Here is a 22,514-nt window from a genome sequence, read left to right on the forward strand (position 1 = left end):
ATGTCGGCCGGTGAGGCTCAGGTCGGCACCGGTACCGCCACCGGTGCCCCCGGCCCCACGTAACGCGCCGACGGCCTGATGATTTTCGAGTCCTCCGCCTGTTCCAGCAGGTTGGCGCTCCAGCCCACCACGCGGGCCGCCGCGAACGTCGGGGTGAACATCTCTCGGGGCAGGCCGCACAGTTCCATGACCACGCCCGCGTAGAACTCGACGTTCGTGTGCAGTTCACGGCCCGGCTTCAGCTCGGCCAGGATCGCCTCCACGCGCCGCTCGACCTCCACGGCGAAGTCGACGCGCGGGCCGCCGAAGCTCTGGGCGATCTCCCGGAGCATCCGGGACCGGGGGTCCTCCGTGCGGTAGACCGGGTGGCCGAAGCCCATGATGCGGTCGCCCGCGAGGACCCGTTCACGGATCCAGGGGTCGATGCGGTCCGGGGTGCCGATCGCGTCCAGCGTGTCCAGCGCGCGGCTGGGAGCACCCCCGTGCAGCGGCCCGGACAGCGCGCCCACCGCCCCCACCAGGCAGGCCGCGACGTCCGCCCCCGTGGAGGCGATGACCCGCGCCGTGAAGGTTGACGCATTGAATCCATGGTCAATGGTGGAGATCAAGTATTGCTCGACGGCCCGCGCCCGCTCCGGCTCGGGCTCCGCCCCCGTCACCATGTACAGGTAGTTCGCCGCGTGGGACAGCTCGTCCCGCGGCTCCACGGGGTCGAGCCCGTTGCCCAGCCGGTGCAGCGCGGCGAGCAGCGTCGGTACGGCCGCGGTGGCGACCAGTGTGTCCCGGCGGCGCTGCCGGGCGTCGATGTCGTACACCGGTCTGAAGCCCTTCGCCGCGCCCAGCAGGGACAGCGCGGTACGCAGGCCGGCCAGCGGGCCGGAGACCGCGCTGCCCGCGGCGACCACAGGCAGGACCGCCCGCACCTCCTCGGGGAGCCGTCTCAGCGCGACCGTCTCGGCGCGGAATGCGGCGGCCTGCGCGGCGTCCGGCAGTTCGCCGTGGACGAGGAGGTGCCAGACGTCCTCGAAGGGCCGGGTCCGCGCCAGGTCGAGGGCGGAGTACTGGCGGTAGTGGTAGAAGCCCTCGCGCCCCCGGACGTCGCCGACCTCGGTGTCGGTCACGACGACCCCCGCGAGCCCGCGCGGTACGTCGACGAGTGTGGCTGCTGACCTGCTGACGGACATCATTGCCTCCCTGGACTTGATTTGACTGTCCATGCTTGACTGATTGCCTGTCAATATTGATTTGATCAATGCAAGGATCCATGAACGGCAGCCTGGATACGGTGACCCCATGCGCGATCAAGAACCCGGCCCGGAGGGGCGGCGGCTGACCACCCAGGAGGCCGCCGAACTGCTCGGCGTGAAGCCCGAGACCGTGTACGCCTACGTCAGCCGCGGTCACCTCAGCAGCCGGCGCGTGCCCGGCGGACGGGGCAGCACCTTCGACGCGAAGGAGGTCGAGACGCTCGCCCGGCGCAACAGACGGGAGAGCACGGCCGGCTCGGGTCCCGGCGCCGACCTGTCGGTACGGACGGCTCTCACCCTCATCGACTCCGACCGCTACTACTTCCGCGGCGTGGACGCGACCGAGCTCGCCGCACGGCACTCCTACGAGGAGGTCGCCGAGTGGCTGTGGACGGGCCGGCTGCGCCCCGGCGTGACCTTCACCGCGCCCGCGGCCTCCGTCGCCGCCGCCCGCCGCGCAGCCGGCGCCCTGCCCGAACACGCCGGCCCTGTCGATCGCCTGCGGGTCGCGGCGGTCGCCGCCGCGGCCGCCGACCCGCTGCGTTTCGACCTGTCCGAGGAGACCGTGCTCGCCACCGCGCGCACCCTGATCCCGACGCTCGTGGCGGCCCTCGGCCCCGCTGACCCCGCCGACCGCGACGAGGGCCCACTTGCCCGCCGGTTGTGGGGACGGCTCAGCGGGCGGCCCGCCGACGAGGCCACGCTGCGTGTGCTGGACACGGCCCTCGCCCTGCTCGTGGATCATGACCTGGCCGCCTCGACCCTGGCCGTGCGGGTCGCCGCTTCGGCCCGCGCGCACGCCTACGCGGCCGTCTCCGCGGGGCTCGGCGCGCTCGAAGGCCCGCTGCACGGCGCGGCCAGCGGCCTCGCCCACCGGCTCGTCGTGGAGGTGCTCGACCGCGGCGACGCCGGTCCCGTCATCGCGGAGGAGCTCCGAGCGGGCCGGCGCATCCCGGGCCTCGGGCACCGGCTCTACTCCGGCGAGGACCCCCGCGCGCGTCTGCTCTTCACGCTGCTGGCGGACCTGCCCCGCTGCGAACCAGCCCTGGCCGCCGCCCACGACATCGTCGCGACGGCCGCTCGCCACACCTCGCTGCACGCCAACGTCGATCTGGCGCTCGCGGTGTTCACGGCGTCCTACGCGATGCCCGCGACGGCGGGTGAGACGATCTTCGCGGTGGGCCGGACGGCGGGCTGGATCGCCCACGCCCTGGAGGAGTACGGCGAACGCCCGCTCCGCATGCGGCCGACGGGCCGGTACACCGGTCCCAAGCCGCCGCAACCGCTGCTCCAGTAGGCCGGAGCCGGGCGGCCGCCGTGTCATACGGGCCCGGGAGAGCCGCCCCGGGCCGACTCAGGTTAGGCTCACCTCTGTGAGTACGTGCACGACCGTCTCGCAGGACCTCGACGAGCCCGTCGCGGGGACTGCGGCGACCGCGACGACCTGGCTGCTGCTGGAGCAGCCCGGCCCGTGGGGTGCCAAGGCACTCACCCAGAGCCACCTGGACCCCGCGCTCGGCCGCGCGCTGGAAGCCGCCGCGCAGGGCACGGGCGTGCGTATCGCGCTCATCCGCCGACCCGGCCGGCACGCCGACTGCGGGCTCCCCTCCGAGCGCCGGGTGTACGCCGCTCACACGGTGCCCGGCGCCGTCTGGCTGCGCACCGCCACCGTCCGTGACCCGCGTCAGCTGCTCGAACTGGATCTCGCCGCCCTCGGCCGGGGCGACCACCGCACCTTCGACACGGCGCTCGGCGGCAAGGCCCACACCGGGGAACCGCTGGCGCTGGTGTGCACCAACGGCAAGCGCGACCGCTGCTGCGCCCTGCTCGGCCGGCCGCTCGCCGCCGAACTGGCCGCCTCCGGCGTGGACGGCGTCTGGGAGGTCACGCACCTGGGCGGCCACCGCTTCTCGCCGACACTGCTCGTGCTGCCGTACGGGTACGCCTACGGGCGGGCCGAGGCGGAGGCCGTGCGCAGGGTCCTGCACGGGGTCCGGGAGGGCCGGATCGTCGGCGAGGGCTGCCGGGGGAACTCGGCCTGGGAACGGCCCGGCCAGGCCGCCGAGCTCGCGGTGCGCAGGACCACGGGTGAGACCGCCGCCGAGGCGCTGAGCGTCGTACGGACGGAGGGCGTCGCTCCGCGCTGGACGGTGACCGTGGCCCACGCGGACGGCCGGAGCTGGCGGGTCGACGTGGCCCAGGGTGCCGCCCAGCCGCCGCGCCCCGAGAAGTGCGGCACCTCGGTGCTGGGCTCGCCCGCGCGCATGGACGTCCTCGGCGTGCGGGAACTCAGGACGGCGGCCACGGCGCTCGCGGGCTGACCCCACCGGCCTCGGCACCCTGCACGAGATCCCCGCCACATCCCTCTACGGCCCGCCCCGCGCCGCCGCGTACGGTCAGGGGCATGAGCCCCACCTCCCTCACCCGTCGCCTGCGCCTGGGCCTGCCCCGGCGCATGTTCGCGCAGGTGCTGCTGATGCAGGTGGCGGTCGCCGCGGGCGTGGCGGTGCTGGCGACCGGGCTGTTCCTGGCGCCGCTCAGCGAACAGCTGGACGACCAGGCGATGCGCCGAGCGCTGTCCATCGCCCAGACCACGGCCGCCCAGCCGCAGATCGCCGAGGACCTGACCCGGACCCCGGCGACGGCCGGCGGCCCGGTGCAGCGGGAGGCGGAGCGGATCCGCGCGGCCACCCGCGCCGAGTACGTCGTCGTGATGGACCGGCGGGGCGTGCGCTGGTCCCATCCGACCGCGCGCGAGATCGGGCGGCTCGTCTCGACCGACCCGGGCCAGGCCCTGGCGGGCCACGAAGTCATGCAGATCGACGACGGCACGCTGGGCCGCACCGCGCGCGGCAAGGTGCCGTTGCGGGACGGCGCCGGCCGGATCGTCGGCGCGGTCTCGGTCGGTATCGCGTACGACAATGTGCGGGCCAGGCTGCTGCACGCCATCCCGGGACTGTTCGCGTACGCGGGCGGAGCCCTGGCGGTGGGGGCGCTGGCGGCCTGGCTGATCTCCCGCCGGCTCCAGCGGCAGACCCGTGACCTGGCCTTCTCCGACATCTCGGCGCTGCTCGCGGAGCGTGAGGCGATGCTGCACGGCATCCGGGAGGGCGTCGTCGCGCTGGACCGCACGGGACGTATCCGCCTCCTCAACGACGAGGCGCGGCGGCTGCTCGGCCTCGGGGACGAGGCCGTCGGCCGCTCCCTCGACGAGGCGCTCGGCACGGGCCGTACCGCCGACGTGCTGGCCGGGCGGGTCATCGGCACCGATCTGCTCACCGTGCGCGGACAGCGCGTCCTGGTCGCCAACCGCATGCCCACCGACGACGGCGGCGCCGTCGCGACCTTGCGCGACCGCACCGAGCTGGAGCAGCTCGGCCGAGAGCTCGACTCGACGCGCGGCCTGATCGACGCGCTGCGCGCCCAGGACCATGAGCACGCCAACCGCATGCACACGCTCCTCGGGCTGCTGGAGCTGGAGATGTACGACGACGCCGTGGAGTTCGTCGGGGAGGTCGTCGGTGATCACCGGGCCACCGCGGAGGAGGTCGCCGAGAAGATCCAGGACCCGCTGCTGGCCGCCCTGCTAGTCGGCAAGGCGACCGTGGCGGCCGAACGGGGCGTCGCGCTGCGCCTGTCGGAGCGCACCGGGCTCCCGGACCGGCTGGTCGATCCCCAGGGGCTGGTGACCGTCGTGGGGAACCTCGTGGACAACGCCCTGGACGCGGTCGCCGGCACCCCGCACGCGCGCGTGGAGGTCGAACTGCGCGCCGAGGGCCGCGCGGCGACCCTGACGGTCCGCGACACCGGGCCGGGAATCCCGGTGGAACAACGCGAGTTGATCTTCACCGAGGGCTGGTCGACCAAGCAGCGCCCGGCTCATCGTGAGCGCGGGATCGGGCTGTCGCTCGTGCGGCGCCTGGCGGAACGGCAGGGCGGTACGGCCCGGGTGGGCGAGGCCGCCGGGGGCGGCGCCGAGTTCACGGTCGTCCTGCCCGAGGCGCTGACCGGGCCGGAGCCGGCCCTCAGCACGCCCGTTGACGCCCACACCGGCGCCGAGGAGGAGTCGCGATGATCGAGGTGCTGGTCGTGGACGACGACACGCGCGTGGCGCGCGTGAACGCCGCCTACGTCGAGAAGGTGCCGGGCTTCCATGTGGCCGGCGAGGCGCACACGGCCGCCGAGGCGCTGCGGCAGGTGACGGAACTGCCGCGGCTCGACCTGGTCCTCATGGATCACTACCTGCCGGACGACACGGGTCTGGCGGTGGTCCGGGAGATGCGCCGGCGCGGCCACCAGACCGACGTGATCATGGTGACGGCGGCCCGGGACGTGTCGACCGTGCAGGCGGCGATGCGGCTCGGGGCGCTCCAGTACCTGGTGAAGCCGTTCGCCTTCGCGGGGCTGCGCGCCAAGCTGGAGGCGTATGCGGAGCTGCGCCGCACCCTCGACGGCGGCGGCGAGGCGGAGCAGGCCGAGGTGGACCGCATCTTCGGCGCCTTGTCCGCGCCGTCGGAGCCGAACCTCCCCAAGGGGCACTCCCCCACCACCGCCGAGTCGGTGCGCCGGGCCCTGATGAACGCCTCGGGGCCGCTGTCGGCCCAGGAGATCGCCGAGCGCACCGGGGTGAGCCGTCAGACCGCCCAGCGCTATCTCAAGCTCCTGGAGCGCACCGGGCGGGCCCGCCTCACCCTCAAGTACGGGGACGCGGGCCGCCCTGAACACCGGTATGTGTGGGCGACCCGCGCCTGAGGCACGGCCCCGTGGGGGCGGGGGAAGGAACCGTGCCGCCCTTTCATACGGACGCCGGCCCCCGAAACGTCAGCGGCCCCCCGAGGGGATGTCCTAGACGGCACCCGCGCCGGTCAGCGACCGGACCTCCGTCTCGGCGTGCTTGGCCTCGTCGGGCGCCTCGGGCGAGGTGACGGTGCCCAGCCAGCCGGCGACGAAGCCCAGCGGGATCGAGATGATGCCGGGGTTGTCCAGCGGGAAGTACTGGAAGTCGACACCGGGGAGCAGCGACTGCGGACTGCCCGACACCACGGGTGACAGGACGACGAGGACCACGGCCGGGATCAGGCCGCCGTACACGGACCAGACGGCGCCCCGGGTGGTGAAGTCGCGCCAGAACAAGGAGTAGAGCAGCACGGGCAGGTTCGCGGAGGCCGCGACGGCGAAGGCGAGGCCCACGAGGAAGGCGACGTTCAGGTCGCGGGCCAGCAGCCCGAGGCCGATCGCGACGGCTCCGATACCGACGGCGGAGAAGCGTGCCACGGTCACCTCGCTGCGGGCCTTGCCGCCCCGGCGCCGCAGGGACACGTACAGATCGTGGGCGACCGAGGCCGAGGAGGCGAGCGTGATGCCGGCGACGACGGCCAGGATCGTGGCGAAGGCGACGGCCGCCACGACCGCGAACAGCACGGTGCCCGCGGTGGAATCGGCGCCACCGCCGAGGTCGAGGGCGAGCAACGGCACCGCCGTGTTGCCGGCGGCGTTCGAGGCGCGCACCTCCGCGGTCCCCACGATCGCGGCCGCACCGAAGCCCAGGACGATGGTCATCAGGTAGAAGCCACCGATGAGGCCGATCGCCCAGACCACCGAGCGGCGTGCGGCGCGGGCGGTGGGCACGGTGTAGAAGCGGGACAGGATGTGGGGCAGCCCCGCGGTGCCGAGCACCAGGGCGAGGCCGAGGCTCATGAAGTCGAACCGGGACGTCCAGTCCCCGCCGTACCGGAGTCCGGGCGCCAGGAACGCCTCCCCGTGGCCGCTGTGCTCGGCGGCGCTGAGCAGCAGCCGGTCGATGTCACCGTGGAAGCGCAGCAGGACGAGCACCGTCAGCGCGATGGTGCCGCCGAGCAGCAGGACCGACTTGACGATCTGGATCCAGGTGGTGGCCCGCATCCCTCCGAACGACACGTAGATCACCATGAGAGCGCCGACACCGATGACGGTCCACGCCTGCGCCGCCCCGCCGTCGCCTCCCAGCAGCAGCGCGACCAGGGTGCCCGCGCCCACCATCTGCGCCACCAGATACAGAACGGACACGGTGACCGAGGACGTTCCCACCGCGATGCGGACGGGGCGTTCCCTCATCCGTGCCGCGACGACGTCGGCGAGGGTGAACCGCCCGCAGTTGCGCACCAGTTCCGCGACCAGGAAGAGCACGACCAGCCAGGCCACGAGGAAGCCCACCGAGTACAGCATCCCGTCGTAGCCGAACAGGGCGATCAGCCCGGAGATGCCGAGGAAGGACGCGGCCGACATGTAGTCACCCGCGATGGCAAAACCATTCTCCATGGGCGAGAAGAGCCGGCCGCCGACGTAGAACTCCTCCGCCGAACCCCGGCGGTTGCGGCCCGCCCAGGTCGTGATCGCCAGGGTGACCGCGACGAACACGCTGAACAGCAGCAGCGCCAGGGTGCGGTGATCCTGCGTCATGCCACGCCCCCCTTGGTGCCCCGCGTCAGCTCCTGGGTGTCCCAGCGCAGTTCGAGCGCCGCCCGGTCCCGGCGCAGGCGCGCGTGGCGGGTGTAGGCCCAGGTGAGCAGGAACGTGGTGAGGAACTGCCCGAGCCCAGCGAGCATCGCGACATTCACGGCGCCCGCCACGGGCCGCGCCATCAGGTCGGGCGCGGTGGTGGCGGTCACGACGTAGGCGACGTACCAGGACAGGAACCCGGCGGCCGCCGGCAGCGCGAACCTCCGGTAGCGGCTGCGCACCTCCTGGAAGGCGGCGCTGCGCTGCACCTCGAGGTACACGTCGGCGGCGGCCGGCGGGGCTGCGTCAGGGGCCTGAGTGACATCCGACTCGCCCCATCCGGAGGCGAGGACGTCGTACCAGGGATCGTCGTACCGCGGGGTTCTGGCGTCGCGGGGTCGGCCGTCGCTTGAGCACATGCCCAAGCATGGACAGAACGCAAAGACCATCGACCGGGCTTCTCGGAGCGTTTCACCCCATCAGGTGATTCAGCAGGCAAAGCCGTATACCAGCCACGCGCCACAAGAGGCACGTACCGCGGGAAGGGGCCCGGAACGACGGAACCGGCCGGGGCGCGCACCCCGGCCGGTCCGTACGGCGGTCTGGTCCTGCGCGCTGGTCCTACGTGTCGATGCGCGACCGGTCGAGCGTCGCGGCCGAGCTGGAGATGAACTCCTTGCGCGGCGCCACGTCGTTGCCCATCAGCAGGTCGAAGACCCGCTCGGCCGACTCGAGGTCGGTGAGGCTGATCCGCCGCAGGGTGCGGTGGCGCGGGTCCATGGTCGTCTCCGCGAGCTGGTCGGCGTCCATCTCACCGAGGCCCTTGTAGCGCTGGATGGAGTCCTTGTAGCGCACGCCCTTGCTCTCGAACTCCGTGAGCTTGTCGCGCAGCTCGCGGTCCGAGTAGGTGTACACGTACTTGTCCTGGCCCTTCTTGGGCTGGACGAGCTCGATCCGGTGCAGCGGGGGCACCGCGGCGAACACCCGGCCCGCCTCGATCATCGGGCGCATGTACCGCTGGAAGAGCGTCAGCAGCAGCGTGCGGATGTGGGAGCCGTCGACATCGGCGTCGGTCATCATGATGATCTTGCCGTAGCGGGCCGCGTCGATGTCGAAGGTGCGGCCCGACCCCGCCCCTATGACCTGGATGATCGCCCCGCACTCGGCGTTCTTGAGCATGTCGGTCACGGACGACTTCTGAACGTTGAGGATCTTGCCGCGGATGGGCAGCAGCGCCTGGAACTCGGAGTTCCGGGCGAGCTTGGCGGTGCCCAGCGCGGAGTCGCCCTCGACGATGAAGAGCTCGCTGCGGTCGACGTCGTCGCTGCGGCAGTCCGCGAGCTTCGCGGGCAGCGAGGAGGACTCCAGGGCCGTCTTGCGGCGCTGCGCGTCCTTGTGCTGGCGGGCCGCGATACGGGTCCGGGCGGCGGCGAGGGCCTTCTCGAGGACCACGCGCGCCTGTGCCGCCGCGTCCCGCTTGGGGGACGTCAGGAACGCCTTGAGCTCCTTGGCGATCACGCCGTTGACGATGCGGCGGGCCGCCGAGGTGCCGAGGACCTCCTTGGTCTGCCCCTCGAACTGCGGCTCGGCGAGGCGGACGGTGACGACCGCGGTCAGTCCCTCCAGGGCGTCGTCCTTGACGATGTCGTCCTCGGCGACGCGCAGCATCTTCTTGGCGCGCAGCACCTCGTTCATGGTGCTGGCCACGGCGGTCTCGAAGCCCGCGACATGGGTGCCGCCCTTGGGGGTGGCGATGATGTTCACGAACGACTTCAGGGTCGTGTCGTAGCCGGTGCCCCAGCGCAGGGCGACGTCGACACCGAGTTCGCGGGTGACCTGGGTGGGGGTCATCTGGCCGTGCTCGTCCAGAACCGGGACCGTCTCCTTGAAACTGCCCTGTCCGGTGAAGCGGAGGACGTCGCAGACCGGCTTGTCGGTCGCCAGGTACTCGCAGAACTCGCTGATGCCGCCGTCGAAGCGGAAGGACTCCTCGCCCTTGCTCCCGCCCGCGCCGAGACCGACCTCGTCGCGGACGACGATGGTCAGGCCGGGCACCAGGAAGGCGGTCTGGCGGGCGCGCTGGTGCAGCGTCTCCAGGTCGAGCTTGGCGTCCTTGAGGAAGATCTGGCGGTCGGCCCAGTACCGCACGCGCGTGCCCTCACGCGTCTTGGGGATCTTCTTCGTCTTGCGCAGGCCGCTCTTGGCCTCGAACTTCGCCGTCTGGCCGTCCGCGGCGAAGGCACCGGGCACACCGCGCCGGAAGCTGATCGCGTGGGTGTGGCCGCTCCGGTCGACCTCGACGTCCAGGCGGGCGGACAGGGCGTTCACCACGGAGGCGCCGACGCCGTGCAGACCGCCGGAGGCGGCGTAGGAGCCGCCGCCGAACTTTCCGCCGGCGTGCAGCTTGGTCATGACGACCTCGACGCCGGAGAGGCCGGTCTTGGGCTCGACGTCGACCGGGATGCCCCGGCCGTTGTCCCGCACCTCGACGGAGCCGTCGTCGTGGAGGATCACCTCGATGTGGTCGCAGTACCCGCCGAGGGCCTCGTCCACGGAGTTGTCGATGATCTCCCAGAGGCAGTGCATCAGACCGCGGCTGTCGGTCGACCCGATGTACATGCCGGGGCGCTTGCGCACGGCTTCGAGGCCCTCGAGGACGAGCAGGTGCCGCGCGGTGTAGTTGGAACCGTCCCGGTCTGCTCCTGCCAGCAGCGCTGTGGACGGCACGGACGTATCGGCGGTCACGCGGTTCGCTCCTCGCTGAATTTCACTGTGCGCCCTTGTGGGTACGGGCGTGGCTTCGGTTGCCGCTCAGAGGGTACCGAGGCCTGGTAGAGCCGTTGTAACGCCACCCTCGTAGGAAGTCACCCTAGTCCAGACTCGTATGGATGTTCGATCCCTCGGAGGAGTGAAGCACATATCACGTTCCCTTCCAGGCATGAACCATTTAGGCTCCGGGCACGTCCTCATGAACAAACCGGCAACCCGGCCGGGGAGGACCGACCATGACCGAGAGCGCGAAACCGTAAGCACGACAGCACGCGATACGGCACATTCGCCGCCACACCGGCAGCAGCCCACCACCCCCCGAAAAATTTCTCTCTGGGAGAAGCCACGAGCGGGAACGTTTTGGGGCTGGTTGGATGTTGACCCTGGTACGACAGCTCGTCGAGCTAGAGAAGAGGCGACGTGACTACTGTTCTGACCCCCGCGAGCCCCCTGACGGCCGCTGACCGCTGCGACCGTTGCGGCGCCCAGGCGTACGTGCGCGTCGTCCTGCTCAGCGGCGGAGAGCTGCTCTTCTGCGCCCACCACGGTCGCAAGTTCGAGCCGGAACTCAAGAAGATCGCCGCTGAGATACAGGATGAGACGGAGCGGCTCACGACCGTTCCCGGGACGGCGACCGAAGAAGAGCGCTGACACCTCGCATCACGACGAGCCAGCATCGGCACAGGCCGGTTGACGGGCGGTCTCCCCTGAATCCTCGGGGGAGACCGCCCGCGCTCTTCTCAGCGGCGCTCAGCCGCTTCCCGCACCCTCCCGCGCCGCGGAGCGCCAGCCCGCGGCGCCGATGACGTCGGACACCCGTGTGTAGACACCGGGGCTCCCCGCACGGCCGCAGCCGTTGCCCCAGGACACCAGTCCGATCAGCTTCCCCTGCGCGACCAGAGGCCCTCCGCTGTCCCCCTGACAGGCGTCCCGGCCTCCTGCGCGTTCCCCGGCGCACACCATGCTGTCCGCCCTATACCGCCCCTCGCCACCGCCCGGATACGCCTCCTCGCAGAGCGCGTCCGGCAGCACCCGCACCCGCGCGGCTCGCAGTCCCCGCGGATAGTCCCCCGCTCCCGTGACATCGCCCCAGCCGTAGACGAGGGCCCGGGTGCCCGGCGCATAGGCGGGGTCGCCGGCGCCCGCCATACGGATGACCGCGGCGGCGGGCAGGGCCTCGGCGAGCGAGAGCACGGCGAAGTCGCCGTCGTTGGTGTCACCGTCGTAGTCCGGGTTCACCCGGGCGCCGCTGACGGGGATCTCCTTGCCGCGCGTGGACGTCAAATCGGTGCGCCCCGCGATCACTGTGAGGTCGCTCACCTGGTCCGGCGCGGAGCCCAGGACCTCCGAGCTGAGGCAGTGGGCCGCCGTCAGCACGGTGGAGCGCCCCACGGCGACGCCCACGCAGAACTGCCCGGCCCGGGTACCCCCGAACCGGTCACGGCTGGACAGCGCCACCGTCCAGGGACTCTGGGACACATCGACGGGGAACCCGCCTACGACGACACGGTCGGCGGCCGCCGGAACGGCTGTGACCAGCGGTATGGCAGCCGCCGCAGCCGCCAGAACCAGCGGCCGGGCCAGCGCCCGGACAAAGGTACGACGCATGACGCTCCTCACTCTCGGGTAGTCATGGCACACCCAGAGTGATTCAGCCGGTCCGCCCCCGCACCCGCGGAACGCAGAAAAGCCCGGCGCCCCTGAGGGGTGCCGGGCCTTCCTCGGACGTCGAGGCGACCTAGTCGAGGTAGTCGCGCAGGACCTGCGAGCGCGACGGGTGGCGCAGCTTCGACATCGTCTTCGACTCGATCTGGCGGATGCGCTCACGCGTCACGCCGTAGACCTTGCCGATCTCGTCGAGGGTCTTCGGCTGCCCGTCGGTGAGGCCGAAGCGCATGGAGACGACGCCGGCCTCGCGCTCGGACAGGGTGTCGAGCACGGAGTGCAGCTGCTCCTGGAGCAGCGTGAAGCTGACCGCGTCGGCCGGGACGACGGCCTCGGAGTCCTCGATGAGGTCACCGAACTCGCTGTCGCCGTCCTCGCCCAGCGGGGTGTGCAGGGAGATGGGCTCGCGGCCGTACTTCTGGACCTCGATGACCTTCTCCGGGGTCATGTCGAGTTCCTTGGCCAGCTCCTCCGGGGTGGGCTCGCGGCCCAGGTCCTGGAGCATCTGGCGCTGCACGCGGGCGAGCTTGTTGATGACCTCGACCATGTGCACCGGGATACGGATGGTGCGGGCCTGGTCGGCCATGGCGCGGGTGATCGCCTGACGGATCCACCAGGTGGCGTACGTGGAGAACTTGTAGCCCTTGGTGTAGTCGAACTTCTCGACCGCGCGGATCAGACCGAGGTTGCCCTCCTGGATCAGGTCCAGGAAGAGCATGCCGCGGCCGGTGTAGCGCTTGGCCAGGGAGACCACGAGGCGGAGGTTGGCCTCCAGCAGGTGGTTCTTGGCGCGGCGGCCGTCCTCGGCGATGATCTCCAGCTCGCGCTTGAGCTTGGGGGCGAGCTTGTCGGCGTTGGCCAGCTTGTCCTCGGCGAACAGGCCCGCCTCGATGCGCTTGGCGAGCTCGACCTCCTGCTCGGCGTTGAGCAGGGGGACCTTGCCGATCTGCTTCAGGTAGTCCTTGACGGGGTCGGCGGTGGCGCCGGCCGCGGCGACCTGCTGCGCGGGCGCGTCGTCCTCGTCCTCGTCGGAGAGCACGAAACCGGCGCTCTCGGTGCCCTCGGGCTCGTCGCCGGGCTTCGCCTCTTCGAGGACCTCTTCCTCGACGAGCTCGGCGTCGTCCTTCTTGGCGGAGGTCTTCTTGGCCGTCGTCTTCTTCGCGGCGGCGGTCGTCTTCTTCGCCGCGGCCTTCTTGGCCGTCGTCTTCTTGGCGGCCGCCTTCTTCGCGGGGGCCTCGTCCTCGACGGCGGGTTCCGAGGACGGCGCCGCGGGTGTGGCGGCGGTGGCAGTGGCCTTCTTGGTGGTCACCGTCTTCGCCGCGACCGTCTTGGTGGCGGTGCGCTTGGCCGGACTCTTCGCTGCGACGCTCTTTCGGGTGCGCTTGGGCTCCGCGGCACTGACCATCAGCGTCACACCCTCTTCCTCGAGGATCTGGTTGAGGCTGCGCAGTACGTTCTTCCACTGAGTGGCCGGAATCTGGTCAGCTTCGAAGGCCCGACGCACATCGTCGCCGGCGATCTGCCCCTCAGCCTTTCCCCGCTCGATGAGAGCCATGACAGAGACGGACTCGGCGATCTCCGGCGGGAGCGTACGGGATGTGCTGGCCGACACGAACAACCTCTCGGAACGTTGGAAAGCGGCTTCCGGCCCCGTCCGATGCGGACAGGAGCCGACCACCGGCCTGGGGATTCGACCGACGGTGCGGGCGGGGGCCGGGAAGATTCACAGCGCCTCGAACGGCGTCCGTATTCCTTCCTCGGCTGTCACCTCTTAGGTCATCGCGCTGTTTCCCCGAGCGTTACGCCCATTCTGCGTGGCCCGAGTCACATCCCATAACCGACCAAAAACAGACATAGAGCTACATAAGAGGTCATTCTGAGGCCCGTCTCGGCACGGTCACGGCTGTCGAACCCCTCTTCGCACCGTCGGACCCGCAGGATCCGTCGTGGATCCTGCGGGTCCGACGGGGAAGGGTGCGCGAACGGGGGATGCCCAGGAGGGGGAGGCATCACCCGGGCGCGGCACCCGGAGGGGGTGGAGTCAGTGCTCGCGAGGCGCGGGCACCACGCGCTCCACCTCGGGGTGGACGGTGAGCAGCTGGCGCATGGCCACCTCGGCGGCCGCGCCGTCGCCGGCCGCGAGGGCGTCGACGATCCTGCCGTGCTGGGTGAGCGACGTCTCGTTCGGCCGGTCACAGCCGGTCACCGGGCCGCCGGAGACCTGGAGAGCGGCCGAGACGATGCCGGAGAGGTGCTCGAGCATGCGGTTGCCCGCCATCTGGATGAGCAACGAGTGGAACTCGGAGTCGGCGCGGGAGAAGGTCAGGACGTCGCCCTGGCCCATCGCGTGCCCCATGATCTCGACCATGTCGGCGAGGCGCTGCTGGACGTCGTCGCGCCCGTGCCCGGCGGCAAGACGGGCGGCGAGCGGCTCGATCGTCCAGCGCAGCTCGCTCAGCTCCCGGCGCTGGTCGTCGCGCTGGGGCCCGAAGGCCCGCCACTCGATGATGTCCGGATCGAGCAGGTTCCAGTCACTGACGGGGCGCACCCGCGTACCGACGTTCGGACGGGCACTGACCAGGCCCTTCGCCTCCAGGACGCGGAGCGACTCCCGCACGACGGTCCGGGAGACCTCGAAGCGCTGGCCGATCTCCTCGGGCACGAGCGGACGGTCGGCGCCCAGGTCTCCGGACACGATCATCTGTCCGAGCTGCTGAACAAGTTGGCCGTGCAGCCCGCGTCCGCGGCTGCCCGCCGCACGGCGGCCGACGCGGCCGAGTTCGGGATCCGCGCCCTCCCAGGTGGGGGTTCCGACGCGGTCGGCGACGGATGCCTCGGCGTACGGGTAGCGGTCGAGTTCGCCCGGGCCGACGAGTCCGGAGTCGGCGGCGCGGGCGGCGGTCATCATGGTGTGCGCAAGGGTACTCACGCATCCTTTGTCGGCGTCGTTTCCAACTCCCTTGAGGTCTTTGGTGAAAAGCACACGAAAGGGTGATCGCTCACCCCGTCGCAATTGACGCCTTATCGGAAAGAAATGAGCTATCCCCGGGGAGTTGCGCTCAACGCCATTCAGAATAGGGCGGGAAGAGTCGTCATCGGACCTTGCCGCGTAGGGTCGAAAAAAGGAAAGCGCCCAGCAGAGCGGCGAGGGACAACGTCAGCGCGCCACCCACGGGTTGTGCGACCAGGCGCGCCGCGCCCTCCACGTACCGCTCCCCACCGAACGGCCACTGGTTCAGCAGCAGCTCCCGCATCCGCAGCGGGAACCCGGCCGCGGTCCGCACGGACGGTCCCTCCACGACCTTCTGTACGACGGGTACGACGGCCACGGGCACGGCGACCACCGCCGCGAGCCCCGCCGTGGTGGACCGGAACAGCCCGGCCGCGAGCACCCCGGCCCACGCGCACCCCACGACGAGCCCGAACCAACTGGCACTCAGCCGCAGCCAGTCCGAGGGAACCTCCGCGAGTTCCCGGCCGTATACGAGATAGAGCATCTCGATGTCGCAGCCCAGGGTGAGCACCGCGAGCAGCAGGGCGGTGGCGGTGGTGACCAGGAGCTTCGCGGCGAGCAGCCCCAGCCGGCGCGGGACGGTGCCGCGGTCGGCCGCCAGCGCGGGATGGCGGAACTCGTCGCCGAAGGCGAGGGCGCCGAGCAGCCCGGCCCCGAGCGCCGCGGGCGGCAGCGGCAGCTGCGTGGGCCACCCGGCCATCAGCCGGGGCCGCGGGGTGTGACCGATCCGCGCGAGCAGGACGGCGGTGACGGCGGACACGAGGAGCACGACCCCGCAGGTGACGAACCCGGTGCCGACACCGGCGGCGCGCCGCAGCTCGTAGCGCAGGGGGCGGAGCGGGCTGGGGGCGGGGCGGACGGAGATGGGGGGCGGGAGCTCGGGAAGCGCGTCGAGACCGGCGGAGGGCGCCTCGGCGGCCCGCTGCCTGGGAGCGTCCTCCGCCGCCTCGGCCTCGGTCTCGGTCCCGGTCGCAGTCCGCTGCCGGCCGCCGGAGCGCGCCTGCGGGGTGCGGGCCGCGTTCTTCTGCGGGGAGCGGTCCGCGGACTCCTGTGGGGCGGCGGGGCGCTCACGCCGCTTGCGCGCCGGTGCGGACGCGGTGGCGGACGACTGCGCGGCCTCCATCGCCGACGAGGACTCGGCGCCGGTCGGGCCGCCGCGGCGGGCGCGTGTCGCCGTCTGCTCGCGGGAGCCGGCGGAGCGCGTCGCGGCGGCTTTGCGCTGCGGCGCCACATCGGCCCGCTCCGCCTCGCCCGCGGACCGGTCGGCCGCGGCGGTCGGCCCCATGTCCCCGATCTCGTCGGCGAGTTGGTGGACCGGGATGCCGTTCCGGAACGCCGTCTCGCCGATGTCGGCGCACGTACTGCCGTACACCGACAGCCGGTTGCCGCTCTCGCGCACGACCTCGACCGACCGGTGCGTGGCGCGGGCCTCCTTGGCGAGCAGGGTGGCGAGTCGGGGGGCGTGGGGGGTGCGGACGGCGACCCGGGGACGCAGCCGGGTGCGGGCGAAGTCGGCGGCCTCCTGGTCGGCGACGGTCCGGCCCCGCTCCAGGGTGACGACCTGGTCGGCGGTGCGGGCGGCCTCCTTGGGATCCGCCGTGGTGCACAGGACGGTGCCGCCCTGGGCGACGTGCGCGCGGAGCATGCCGTGCAGCCAGCGCTTCTCACGCGTCGAGAGTCCACCGGCGGGATCGTCGAGCACGAGGGTGTGCGGATCGGTCAGCAGGGCGCAGGCCAGCCCGAGGCGGCGGTCCATGCCGCGCGAGAGCGTGGAGAGCCGTTCGTCGCGCAGGCTGACGAGGCCGACCACCTCCAGCACCTCGTCGGCTCGCCGGGCGGGGACGCCGGCCGCCGCGCAGAGCATGCGCAGATGACCGCGGACCGTGCGGGACGGATGTCCCGGCACGTCCCCGAGGACCACACCCACCTCGCGCGAGGGATGGGCGATGCGGTGCAGGGGGCGGCCCCTGAAGTAGGTGACGCCACGGCCCCGTTGGAGTTCGAGCATGAGTCTGAGCACCGTGGTCTTGCCCGCACCCGGCCCCCCGAGCAACGCGGTGACGCGCCCCGCACGCGCCTCGAACGAGACGTCGTCGACGGCGGGGGGAAGGCCCTTGCGAGGGTCGCTGGTCAATCCGATGGCCTGGATCACCCGCAGCAAGATAGCGCGATATGTCCGTTTTTTCGGGTAGGGCAAGGCCCGCTTCCGGGACCCCTTCCACGCGGCCGGGCCGGGCCCGGCTCCCCGCCCTTCGGCCACGCCCGCACCGGAACGCCGTGCGGGCCGCCGCGTCAGACCTCGGGGCGCAGCATCGGGGGGTTGAGCAGCGTCGCCCCGCCGGCCCGGAAGAGCTGTGCCGGGCGCCCCCCTTGGCGGGTGGTGGTGCCGCCGGTCGGGACGAGGAACCCTGGTGTGCCCGTCACCTTGCGGTGGAAGTTGCGCGGGTCGAGCGCCACGCCCCACACCGCCTCGTACACACGGCGCAGCTCGCCCACGGTGAACTCGGCGGGGCAGAACGCCGTGGCCAGCGACGAGTACTCGATCTTGGACCGGGCGCGTTCCACTCCGTCGGAGAGGATCTGCGCATGGTCGAAGGCGAGCGGTGCGACGGGCTCGCCGTCCCGGCCGTAGCCGCCCTGCTGCAGCAGTTCGTCGACCGGGGCCCATCGCGCGTTGCTCGCGTCGCCCCCCGCCGTCGGCGCGGGCAGGTCGGGGGCCAGCGCCAGGTGGGCCACGCTGACGACCCGCATCCGGGGGTCCCGATCGGGGTCGCCGTAGGTCGCGAGCTGCTCCAGGTGAGCCCCGTGATCCTGGGCCGGGGCACCCGGATCGTGGGCCTGCAGACCGGTCTCCTCGGCCAACTCGCGCGCCGCCGCCTGCGCCAGATCCTCGTCGGCCCGCACGAACCCGCCGGGAAGCGCCCAGCGCCCCTGGAACGGAGGCTCACCCCTGCGGACCGCCAGCGCGCACAAGGCGTGACGGCGCACGGTCAGCACGACCAGGTCCACGGTGACGGCGAAGGGCGGAAAGGCTGACGGGTCGTAGGGCATGCGGCGATCATAGTCGTCTGCCTGACGATAAACACTCCCTTCCGTGGGCGGGATGATCGCGGATCGGGGTCACGTCCGGATTCGCTTGCACCTCCTCACTCGGCCGTACCGCCACCCCCGTCGCACCCCCCGTCCGAACGGGCCGTGGTCCCGCGAGCCGGCCTCTTCCTCGGCGCGCGGTCAGCCGTCCCCCTCGTGGCGTTGGGAGAGGGCGTCCCCGGTCGCGCGGGCCCCGGGTGCGTGCCAGCCGCAGTACGCGGGCGGGGGATCCTGGCCCGTCGTTCCCCTCCCGGGCTCTTCCCCGCGCGGGAGGCACCGCGGGAGGCGCTCGACGGGTGGCGGGACCGGGCCAGGCGGCGTTCCTCGGAGGCGGTGTCCGGCTCGTCCGGTGCCTCCTGCGCCGCGCCGGCCAACCGACGGCCCGCGCCCCCGCTCCCCTCCCCCGACGGCTCCGCCGCTCCCGCGCTCTCCCTGCTCCGCCCGGTGCGTTCCGCCCGGAGGCAGCGGCGGATCGACTCCGGGTCGAGTCCCTCGTTGCAGGCCTGGTGCAGTAGGCGGGCGAAGAGGTAGTCGGGGTCGGCCGCGAGGGCCATGGCGAAGGCCTCGCGTGCCTCCAGGTCGTCGCCGCTCGACCAGGCGACCCAGCCGGCCAGTGTCAGGGGCGCTGCCGCATGCTCGTGGTAGGGCCGCACGCAGCGGCGGGCGAGCGCCCGCCACAGCCGCAGGGCGGGCGCGGCCTCGCCGCCCTCCATCCACTCGGCCACGCGGTCCCGGGTCGCACGGTCCTGGAGGCCCAGAATGAGCCGCGCCGCCTCATCGTGTGCGAGCAGTTCGTCGTCGCTAAGGTCCGCGATGAGCGTCCCGGACACGAGCGGGGCCTCGGCGAACCGGCGCAGCGTCCGCTCGGCCAGCTCCAGCGTCTCCGCCGCGACGCCCGCCCGCGTGGCCTCGTCGAGGACCCTGGGCACCAGCTGCAGGGCCACGGTGTCGAGGGCGACCTCCTGCTCCAGGGCCGCACCGGTCTCCAGGGGCTGCAGCCGCGCCCTGAGCTGACGGAGGGAGCCGCGGACCTGCACCCCCGCGTAGGCGGCGGCCGCCGCCAGGACGGACGTGCCCGGGAGGCCCATGGGCCGGCCCTCGGGCGGGCAGCACTCGCCCCGGTCGCAGCAGTAGGACCAGAAGCGGCCGTCCGAGATGCACAGGGCCTCGACGACGGGGACGTCCAGGCTGCCGCAGGCGAGGCGGGTCTTCTGGGCCAGCGGACGGAGCCGCTCCATGACCTGCCGGCCGGTCTCGCCCTTCGCCGGTTCCTGGCAGAGGAAGGCGACCATCTGCTCCGGCTTGGCGCCCCTGCGCTCGCTGCCGGTCACGAGGCCGAGGGCCAGCTGACCGGCGGCGGATTCCCAGTCGTCGGCGCTCGCGGGGATACCGAGGCGGGCCCGGCCGCCGAAGCGGCCCCGGCCGCCCGCGTCGTGCAGCGCGACCAGCACGATGCTGTCCTCCGGGCGGTACCCCAGCAGATACGGCAGGGCGTCGGCCAGTTCGTCGGGGGTGCGCAGGGTGACCTGGTGCTCCGGGAGCGGGCGGTCCCGCACCGCCGGCATCCGGTCCGGGCCGGTCGTTCGCCGGGCGTGCTGCCGCTCGCCGCCGACGGTGTCGTCGTTGTCGGGGGTTCCGGTCGTTCCGCTGTGGTTCGTCATACGCCGACGATCTCGCGGAACTCAAAACTCCGCTTGACCCTGTGGATAAGTCCGACCAGGGACACGACAACAACGAACGGCTCGGCCGTCATCCGACCGCTCCCTGCCCGACCCTCACCGCCCTCCGCACGCCCCCCGCCCGGCCCCCGTCACCCGGTGGCCGCCAGCACCAGCGGAAGCACCTCCCCGCTGCCCGCCCTGCGCAGCAGCCGGGCGGCGACCGCCAGCGTCCAGCCGGTGTCGGTGAAGTCGTCCACCAGCAGCACAGGACCGGGCGTGCCGGCCAGCGCACCGGCCAGGTCACCGGAGACCGTGAACGCCTCGGTCAGCCCCTTGAGCCGCTGTGCGGAGTTGCTGCGCCTGGCCAGGTGGGCGCCGTCCTCCCCGGCGTACGTCAGCGCGCCCAGGTACGGCAGCCGGCCGATGGACGCGACACCGCGCGCGAGGGAGCCCACCAGCTCGGGACGGGTCAGCGACGGGACGGCGACGACGCCCACCGGCCGGTCCACGGCGTCGCGGACGTCCGGGGCCCAGCCGCCCGGGGAACGCGCCCAGTCGGCGAGGACGGCCACCACGGCCTTCAGCACGTCGTCGGGGACCGGGCCGTCGGGCGCGTGCTCGGCGAGCAGCGGGCGCAGCCGGTTACCCCAGCCGATGTCCGAGAGCCGCCCCAGGGCACGTCCCGTCGCGCACTGCTCACCGGCCGGGATGCGGCCCTTGAGCTCGACTCCCAGCGCGGGCATCCCGGTCGGCCACATCCGGCGCGGTTCGATCTCCACGCCGGGGCGGTCCAGCTCCTTGGCCGCGCCGGTCAGCGTCTCCGGCGAGACGGAGGCGTCGGCCCAGGGGCCGGCGCAGTTGTCGCAGCGGCCGCACGGGGCGGCCCCCTCGTCGTCCAGCTGCCCGCGCAGGAACTCCATCCGGCACCGGGACGTGCCGACGTAATCGCGCATGGCCTGCTGCTCGGCCGCCCGCTGACGCGCCACGCGCGCGTAGCGTTCGGCGTCGTACACCCACTCGGCGCCGGTCGCCGTCCAGCCGCCCTTGACCCGCTTGACCGCGCCGTCGACGTCGAGCACCTTCAGCATCGTCTCCAGCCTGCTGCGGCGCAGGTCCACCGACGCCTCCAGGGCGGGCACGGACAGGGGCCGTCCGGCGTCCGCGAGCGCGGCGAGGGTCTGGCGGACCTGCGGCTCGGGCGGGAAGGCGGTGTCCGCGAAGTAGCGCCAGATGGCCTCGTCCTCCTGCCCCGGCAGCAGCAGCACGTCGGCGTGCTCGACGCCGCGGCCGGCCCGTCCGACCTGCTGGTAGTAGGCGATCGGCGAGGAGGGCGAACCGAGGTGCACCACGAAGCCCAGGTCGGGCTTGTCGAAGCCCATGCCCAGGGCGGAGGTCGCGACCAGCGCCTTGACGCGGTTCGCCAGGAGATCGTTCTCGGCCTGCAGCCGGTCCGCGTTCTCCGTACGGCCCGTGTAGGACGCGACGGCGAAGCCCCGCTGCCGCAGGAACGCGGTGGCCTCCTCGGCCGCGGCCACCGTCAGCGCGTAGACGATGCCCGAACCCTGCAGCTCGTCCAGGTGCTCCGCGAGCCACGCGAGGCGGTGCGCGGCGTCCGGCAGCCGGACCACGCCCAGCCGGAGGCTCTCCCGCTCCAGAGGTCCGCGCAGCACCAGGGCCTCCCCGGCGCCGGTGCCCAACTGCTCGGCCACGTCGGCGGTCACGCGCGCGTTGGCCGTCGCCGTCGTGGCCAGCACGGGGACACCAGGTGACAGCTCGGCGAGCATGGCGCGCAGCCGCCGGTAGTCGGGGCGGAAGTCATGGCCCCAGTCGGAGATGCAGTGTGCCTCGTCGACCACCAGCAGACCGGTCGTGGCGGCCAGCTTGGGCAGCATCTGGTCGCGGAAGTCGACGGAGTTGAGGCGCTCGGGGCTGACGAGGAGCACATCGGTCTCCCCGCGCTCGATCTCGCCGTGGATCGTCTCCCACTCCTCGGGGTTGGCCGAGTTGATGGTCCGCGCGCGGATACCGGCCCGCGCCGCCGACTCGACCTGGTTGCGCATGAGCGCGAGCAGCGGCGAGACGATCACCGTCGGTCCCGCGCCGCGCCGGCGCAGCAGCGCCGTCGCGACGAAGTACACCGCGGACTTCCCCCAGCCGGTCCGCTGGACCACCAGGGCCCGCCGGCGCTCGCGCACCAGCGCCGCCACCGCCTGCCACTGGTCCTCCCGCAGGCGCGCCCCGGGGGTCCCCACGAGCTCGGCGAGGATGGCATCGGCTTCGGTGTGCAGCTCCAGGTCGTCCATGTCTCCATGCAACCCGAAGACCGGGCAGATCAGCCACTCACAGCAGGTGACAACCCTCTCACATGCGGTTCCGTCGCCGCCCCGGGTCACTGCCGACGGTCTTCCGACGGTCCGCCCATGCGTCGCGGGCGGCATTTCCGGGTAGGGATATAACCCCCGAGCCATCCGATACCGGTCAGCGACACCAATTGCTCGTTGCCGCAACCAGGTTCGCCAGGAAGAATTGAAGTCCGCTCCCCGCACGGCTCGTCCGTGGTCCGGTAGGGCTCTGCTGCGGTGCGCGCTCCCC

16 protein-coding genes are annotated in these 22,514 nt (G+C 72.4%); 5 read left to right on the plus strand and 11 right to left on the minus strand.

Annotated elements, in window-relative coordinates; genetic code table 11:
* Positions 1-17: 17 nt before the first annotated feature.
* A complete protein-coding gene (locus tag ACFRAC_RS17360) occupies positions 18-1,184 on the minus strand; it encodes a citrate synthase/methylcitrate synthase (RefSeq protein WP_382924737.1) in 1,167 nt (388 codons plus the stop codon).
* Positions 1,185-1,293: 109 nt separating this feature from the next.
* Here ACFRAC_RS17360 and ACFRAC_RS17365 point away from each other — a divergent pair, with 109 nt between their 5' ends.
* From ACFRAC_RS17365 to ACFRAC_RS17380, 4 genes are all read left to right on the plus strand, one after another.
* Positions 1,294-2,544 carry a citrate synthase gene (locus ACFRAC_RS17365; protein ID WP_382924738.1) on the plus strand — a complete coding sequence of 417 codons (1,251 nt, stop codon included), beginning with the start codon at positions 1,294-1,296 and terminating at the stop codon, positions 2,542-2,544.
* A gap of 76 nt (positions 2,545-2,620) precedes the next feature.
* Positions 2,621-3,568, plus strand: a complete 948-nt coding sequence (locus ACFRAC_RS17370; RefSeq protein ID WP_382924739.1) for a sucrase ferredoxin — start codon at positions 2,621-2,623, stop codon at positions 3,566-3,568.
* Between the two features lie 83 nt (positions 3,569-3,651).
* Positions 3,652-5,322 carry an ATP-binding protein gene (locus ACFRAC_RS17375; RefSeq protein WP_382924740.1) on the plus strand — a complete coding sequence of 557 codons (1,671 nt, stop codon included), beginning with the start codon at positions 3,652-3,654 and terminating at the stop codon, positions 5,320-5,322.
* Positions 5,319-5,999, plus strand: a complete 681-nt coding sequence (locus tag ACFRAC_RS17380; protein ID WP_382924741.1) for a response regulator — start codon at positions 5,319-5,321, stop codon at positions 5,997-5,999. Before ACFRAC_RS17375 ends, ACFRAC_RS17380 begins: the two co-directional genes overlap by 4 nt.
* Positions 6,000-6,092: 93 nt before the next feature.
* Here ACFRAC_RS17380 and ACFRAC_RS17385 read toward each other — a convergent pair whose 3' ends face one another.
* From ACFRAC_RS17385 to ACFRAC_RS17395, 3 genes are all read right to left on the minus strand, one after another.
* The gene (locus ACFRAC_RS17385; protein WP_382924742.1) at positions 6,093-7,685 is read right to left on the minus strand and encodes a cation acetate symporter; all 1,593 of its coding nucleotides are present in this window, start codon (positions 7,683-7,685) and stop codon (positions 6,093-6,095) included.
* The gene (locus tag ACFRAC_RS17390) at positions 7,682-8,143 is read right to left on the minus strand and encodes a DUF485 domain-containing protein (RefSeq protein ID WP_382924743.1); all 462 of its coding nucleotides are present in this window, start codon (positions 8,141-8,143) and stop codon (positions 7,682-7,684) included. The genes ACFRAC_RS17385 and ACFRAC_RS17390 overlap by 4 nt, the downstream gene beginning before the upstream one ends.
* A gap of 202 nt (positions 8,144-8,345) precedes the next feature.
* Positions 8,346-10,469: a type IIA DNA topoisomerase subunit B gene (locus ACFRAC_RS17395; protein ID WP_382924744.1), complete on the minus strand. Its 2,124-nt coding sequence runs from the start codon at positions 10,467-10,469 to the stop codon at positions 8,346-8,348.
* A gap of 444 nt (positions 10,470-10,913) precedes the next feature.
* On the opposite strand from ACFRAC_RS17395, the gene ACFRAC_RS17400 reads away from it, so the two are divergent.
* The gene (locus tag ACFRAC_RS17400; RefSeq protein WP_361346444.1) at positions 10,914-11,144 is read left to right on the plus strand and encodes a hypothetical protein; all 231 of its coding nucleotides are present in this window, start codon (positions 10,914-10,916) and stop codon (positions 11,142-11,144) included.
* Between the two features lie 99 nt (positions 11,145-11,243).
* Here ACFRAC_RS17400 and ACFRAC_RS17405 read toward each other — a convergent pair whose 3' ends face one another.
* The 7 genes from ACFRAC_RS17405 to ACFRAC_RS17435 all read right to left on the minus strand — a co-directional run bounded on the left by ACFRAC_RS17405 (position 11,244) and on the right by ACFRAC_RS17435 (position 22,225).
* Complete coding sequence (locus ACFRAC_RS17405; RefSeq protein ID WP_382924745.1) at positions 11,244-12,101, minus strand: serine protease; 858 nt, start codon at positions 12,099-12,101, stop codon at positions 11,244-11,246.
* 130 nt (positions 12,102-12,231) lie between these two features.
* Positions 12,232-13,770, minus strand: a complete 1,539-nt coding sequence (locus tag ACFRAC_RS17410) for an RNA polymerase sigma factor (RefSeq protein WP_382924746.1) — start codon at positions 13,768-13,770, stop codon at positions 12,232-12,234.
* A gap of 429 nt (positions 13,771-14,199) precedes the next feature.
* On the minus strand, positions 14,200-15,087 hold the full coding sequence (locus ACFRAC_RS17415) for a FadR/GntR family transcriptional regulator (RefSeq protein ID WP_382924747.1): 888 nt from the start codon (positions 15,085-15,087) through the stop codon (positions 14,200-14,202).
* A gap of 163 nt (positions 15,088-15,250) precedes the next feature.
* Positions 15,251-17,323: an ATP-binding cassette domain-containing protein gene (locus ACFRAC_RS17420; protein ID WP_382924748.1), complete on the minus strand. Its 2,073-nt coding sequence runs from the start codon at positions 17,321-17,323 to the stop codon at positions 15,251-15,253.
* 140 nt (positions 17,324-17,463) lie between these two features.
* Positions 17,464-18,222, minus strand: a complete 759-nt coding sequence (locus ACFRAC_RS17425; RefSeq protein ID WP_382924749.1) for an NUDIX domain-containing protein — start codon at positions 18,220-18,222, stop codon at positions 17,464-17,466.
* Positions 18,223-18,317: 95 nt separating this feature from the next.
* Positions 18,318-19,922 (minus strand): DUF4192 family protein, encoded by a 1,605-nt coding sequence (locus ACFRAC_RS17430; RefSeq protein ID WP_382924750.1) that lies wholly within the window; start codon positions 19,920-19,922, stop codon positions 18,318-18,320.
* A gap of 149 nt (positions 19,923-20,071) precedes the next feature.
* Positions 20,072-22,225 (minus strand): RecQ family ATP-dependent DNA helicase, encoded by a 2,154-nt coding sequence (locus tag ACFRAC_RS17435; protein ID WP_382924751.1) that lies wholly within the window; start codon positions 22,223-22,225, stop codon positions 20,072-20,074.
* Positions 22,226-22,514 lie beyond the last annotated feature (289 nt).

The organism is Streptomyces sp. NPDC056628 (assembly GCF_042792555.1).
Taxonomy (GTDB): Bacteria; Actinomycetota; Actinomycetes; order Streptomycetales; family Streptomycetaceae; genus Streptomyces.

Excerpts from the sequence above, each read along its gene's own strand:
- ACFRAC_RS17360 (WP_382924737.1), bottom strand. The coding sequence starts at position 1,184 with ATGTCCGTCAGCAGGTCAGCAGCCACACTCGTCGACGTACCGCGCGGG.
- ACFRAC_RS17365 (WP_382924738.1), top strand. The coding sequence starts at position 1,294 with ATGCGCGATCAAGAACCCGGCCCGGAGGGGCGGCGGCTGACCACCCAG.
- ACFRAC_RS17375 (WP_382924740.1), top strand. The coding sequence starts at position 3,652 with ATGAGCCCCACCTCCCTCACCCGTCGCCTGCGCCTGGGCCTGCCCCGG.
- ACFRAC_RS17380 (WP_382924741.1), top strand. The coding sequence starts at position 5,319 with ATGATCGAGGTGCTGGTCGTGGACGACGACACGCGCGTGGCGCGCGTG.
- ACFRAC_RS17385 (WP_382924742.1), bottom strand. The coding sequence starts at position 7,685 with ATGACGCAGGATCACCGCACCCTGGCGCTGCTGCTGTTCAGCGTGTTC.
- ACFRAC_RS17390 (WP_382924743.1), bottom strand. The coding sequence starts at position 8,143 with ATGTGCTCAAGCGACGGCCGACCCCGCGACGCCAGAACCCCGCGGTAC.
- ACFRAC_RS17405 (WP_382924745.1), bottom strand. The coding sequence starts at position 12,101 with ATGCGTCGTACCTTTGTCCGGGCGCTGGCCCGGCCGCTGGTTCTGGCG.
- ACFRAC_RS17425 (WP_382924749.1), bottom strand. The coding sequence starts at position 18,222 with ATGCCCTACGACCCGTCAGCCTTTCCGCCCTTCGCCGTCACCGTGGAC.
- ACFRAC_RS17430 (WP_382924750.1), bottom strand. The coding sequence starts at position 19,922 with ATGACGAACCACAGCGGAACGACCGGAACCCCCGACAACGACGACACC.
- ACFRAC_RS17435 (WP_382924751.1), bottom strand. The coding sequence starts at position 22,225 with ATGGACGACCTGGAGCTGCACACCGAAGCCGATGCCATCCTCGCCGAG.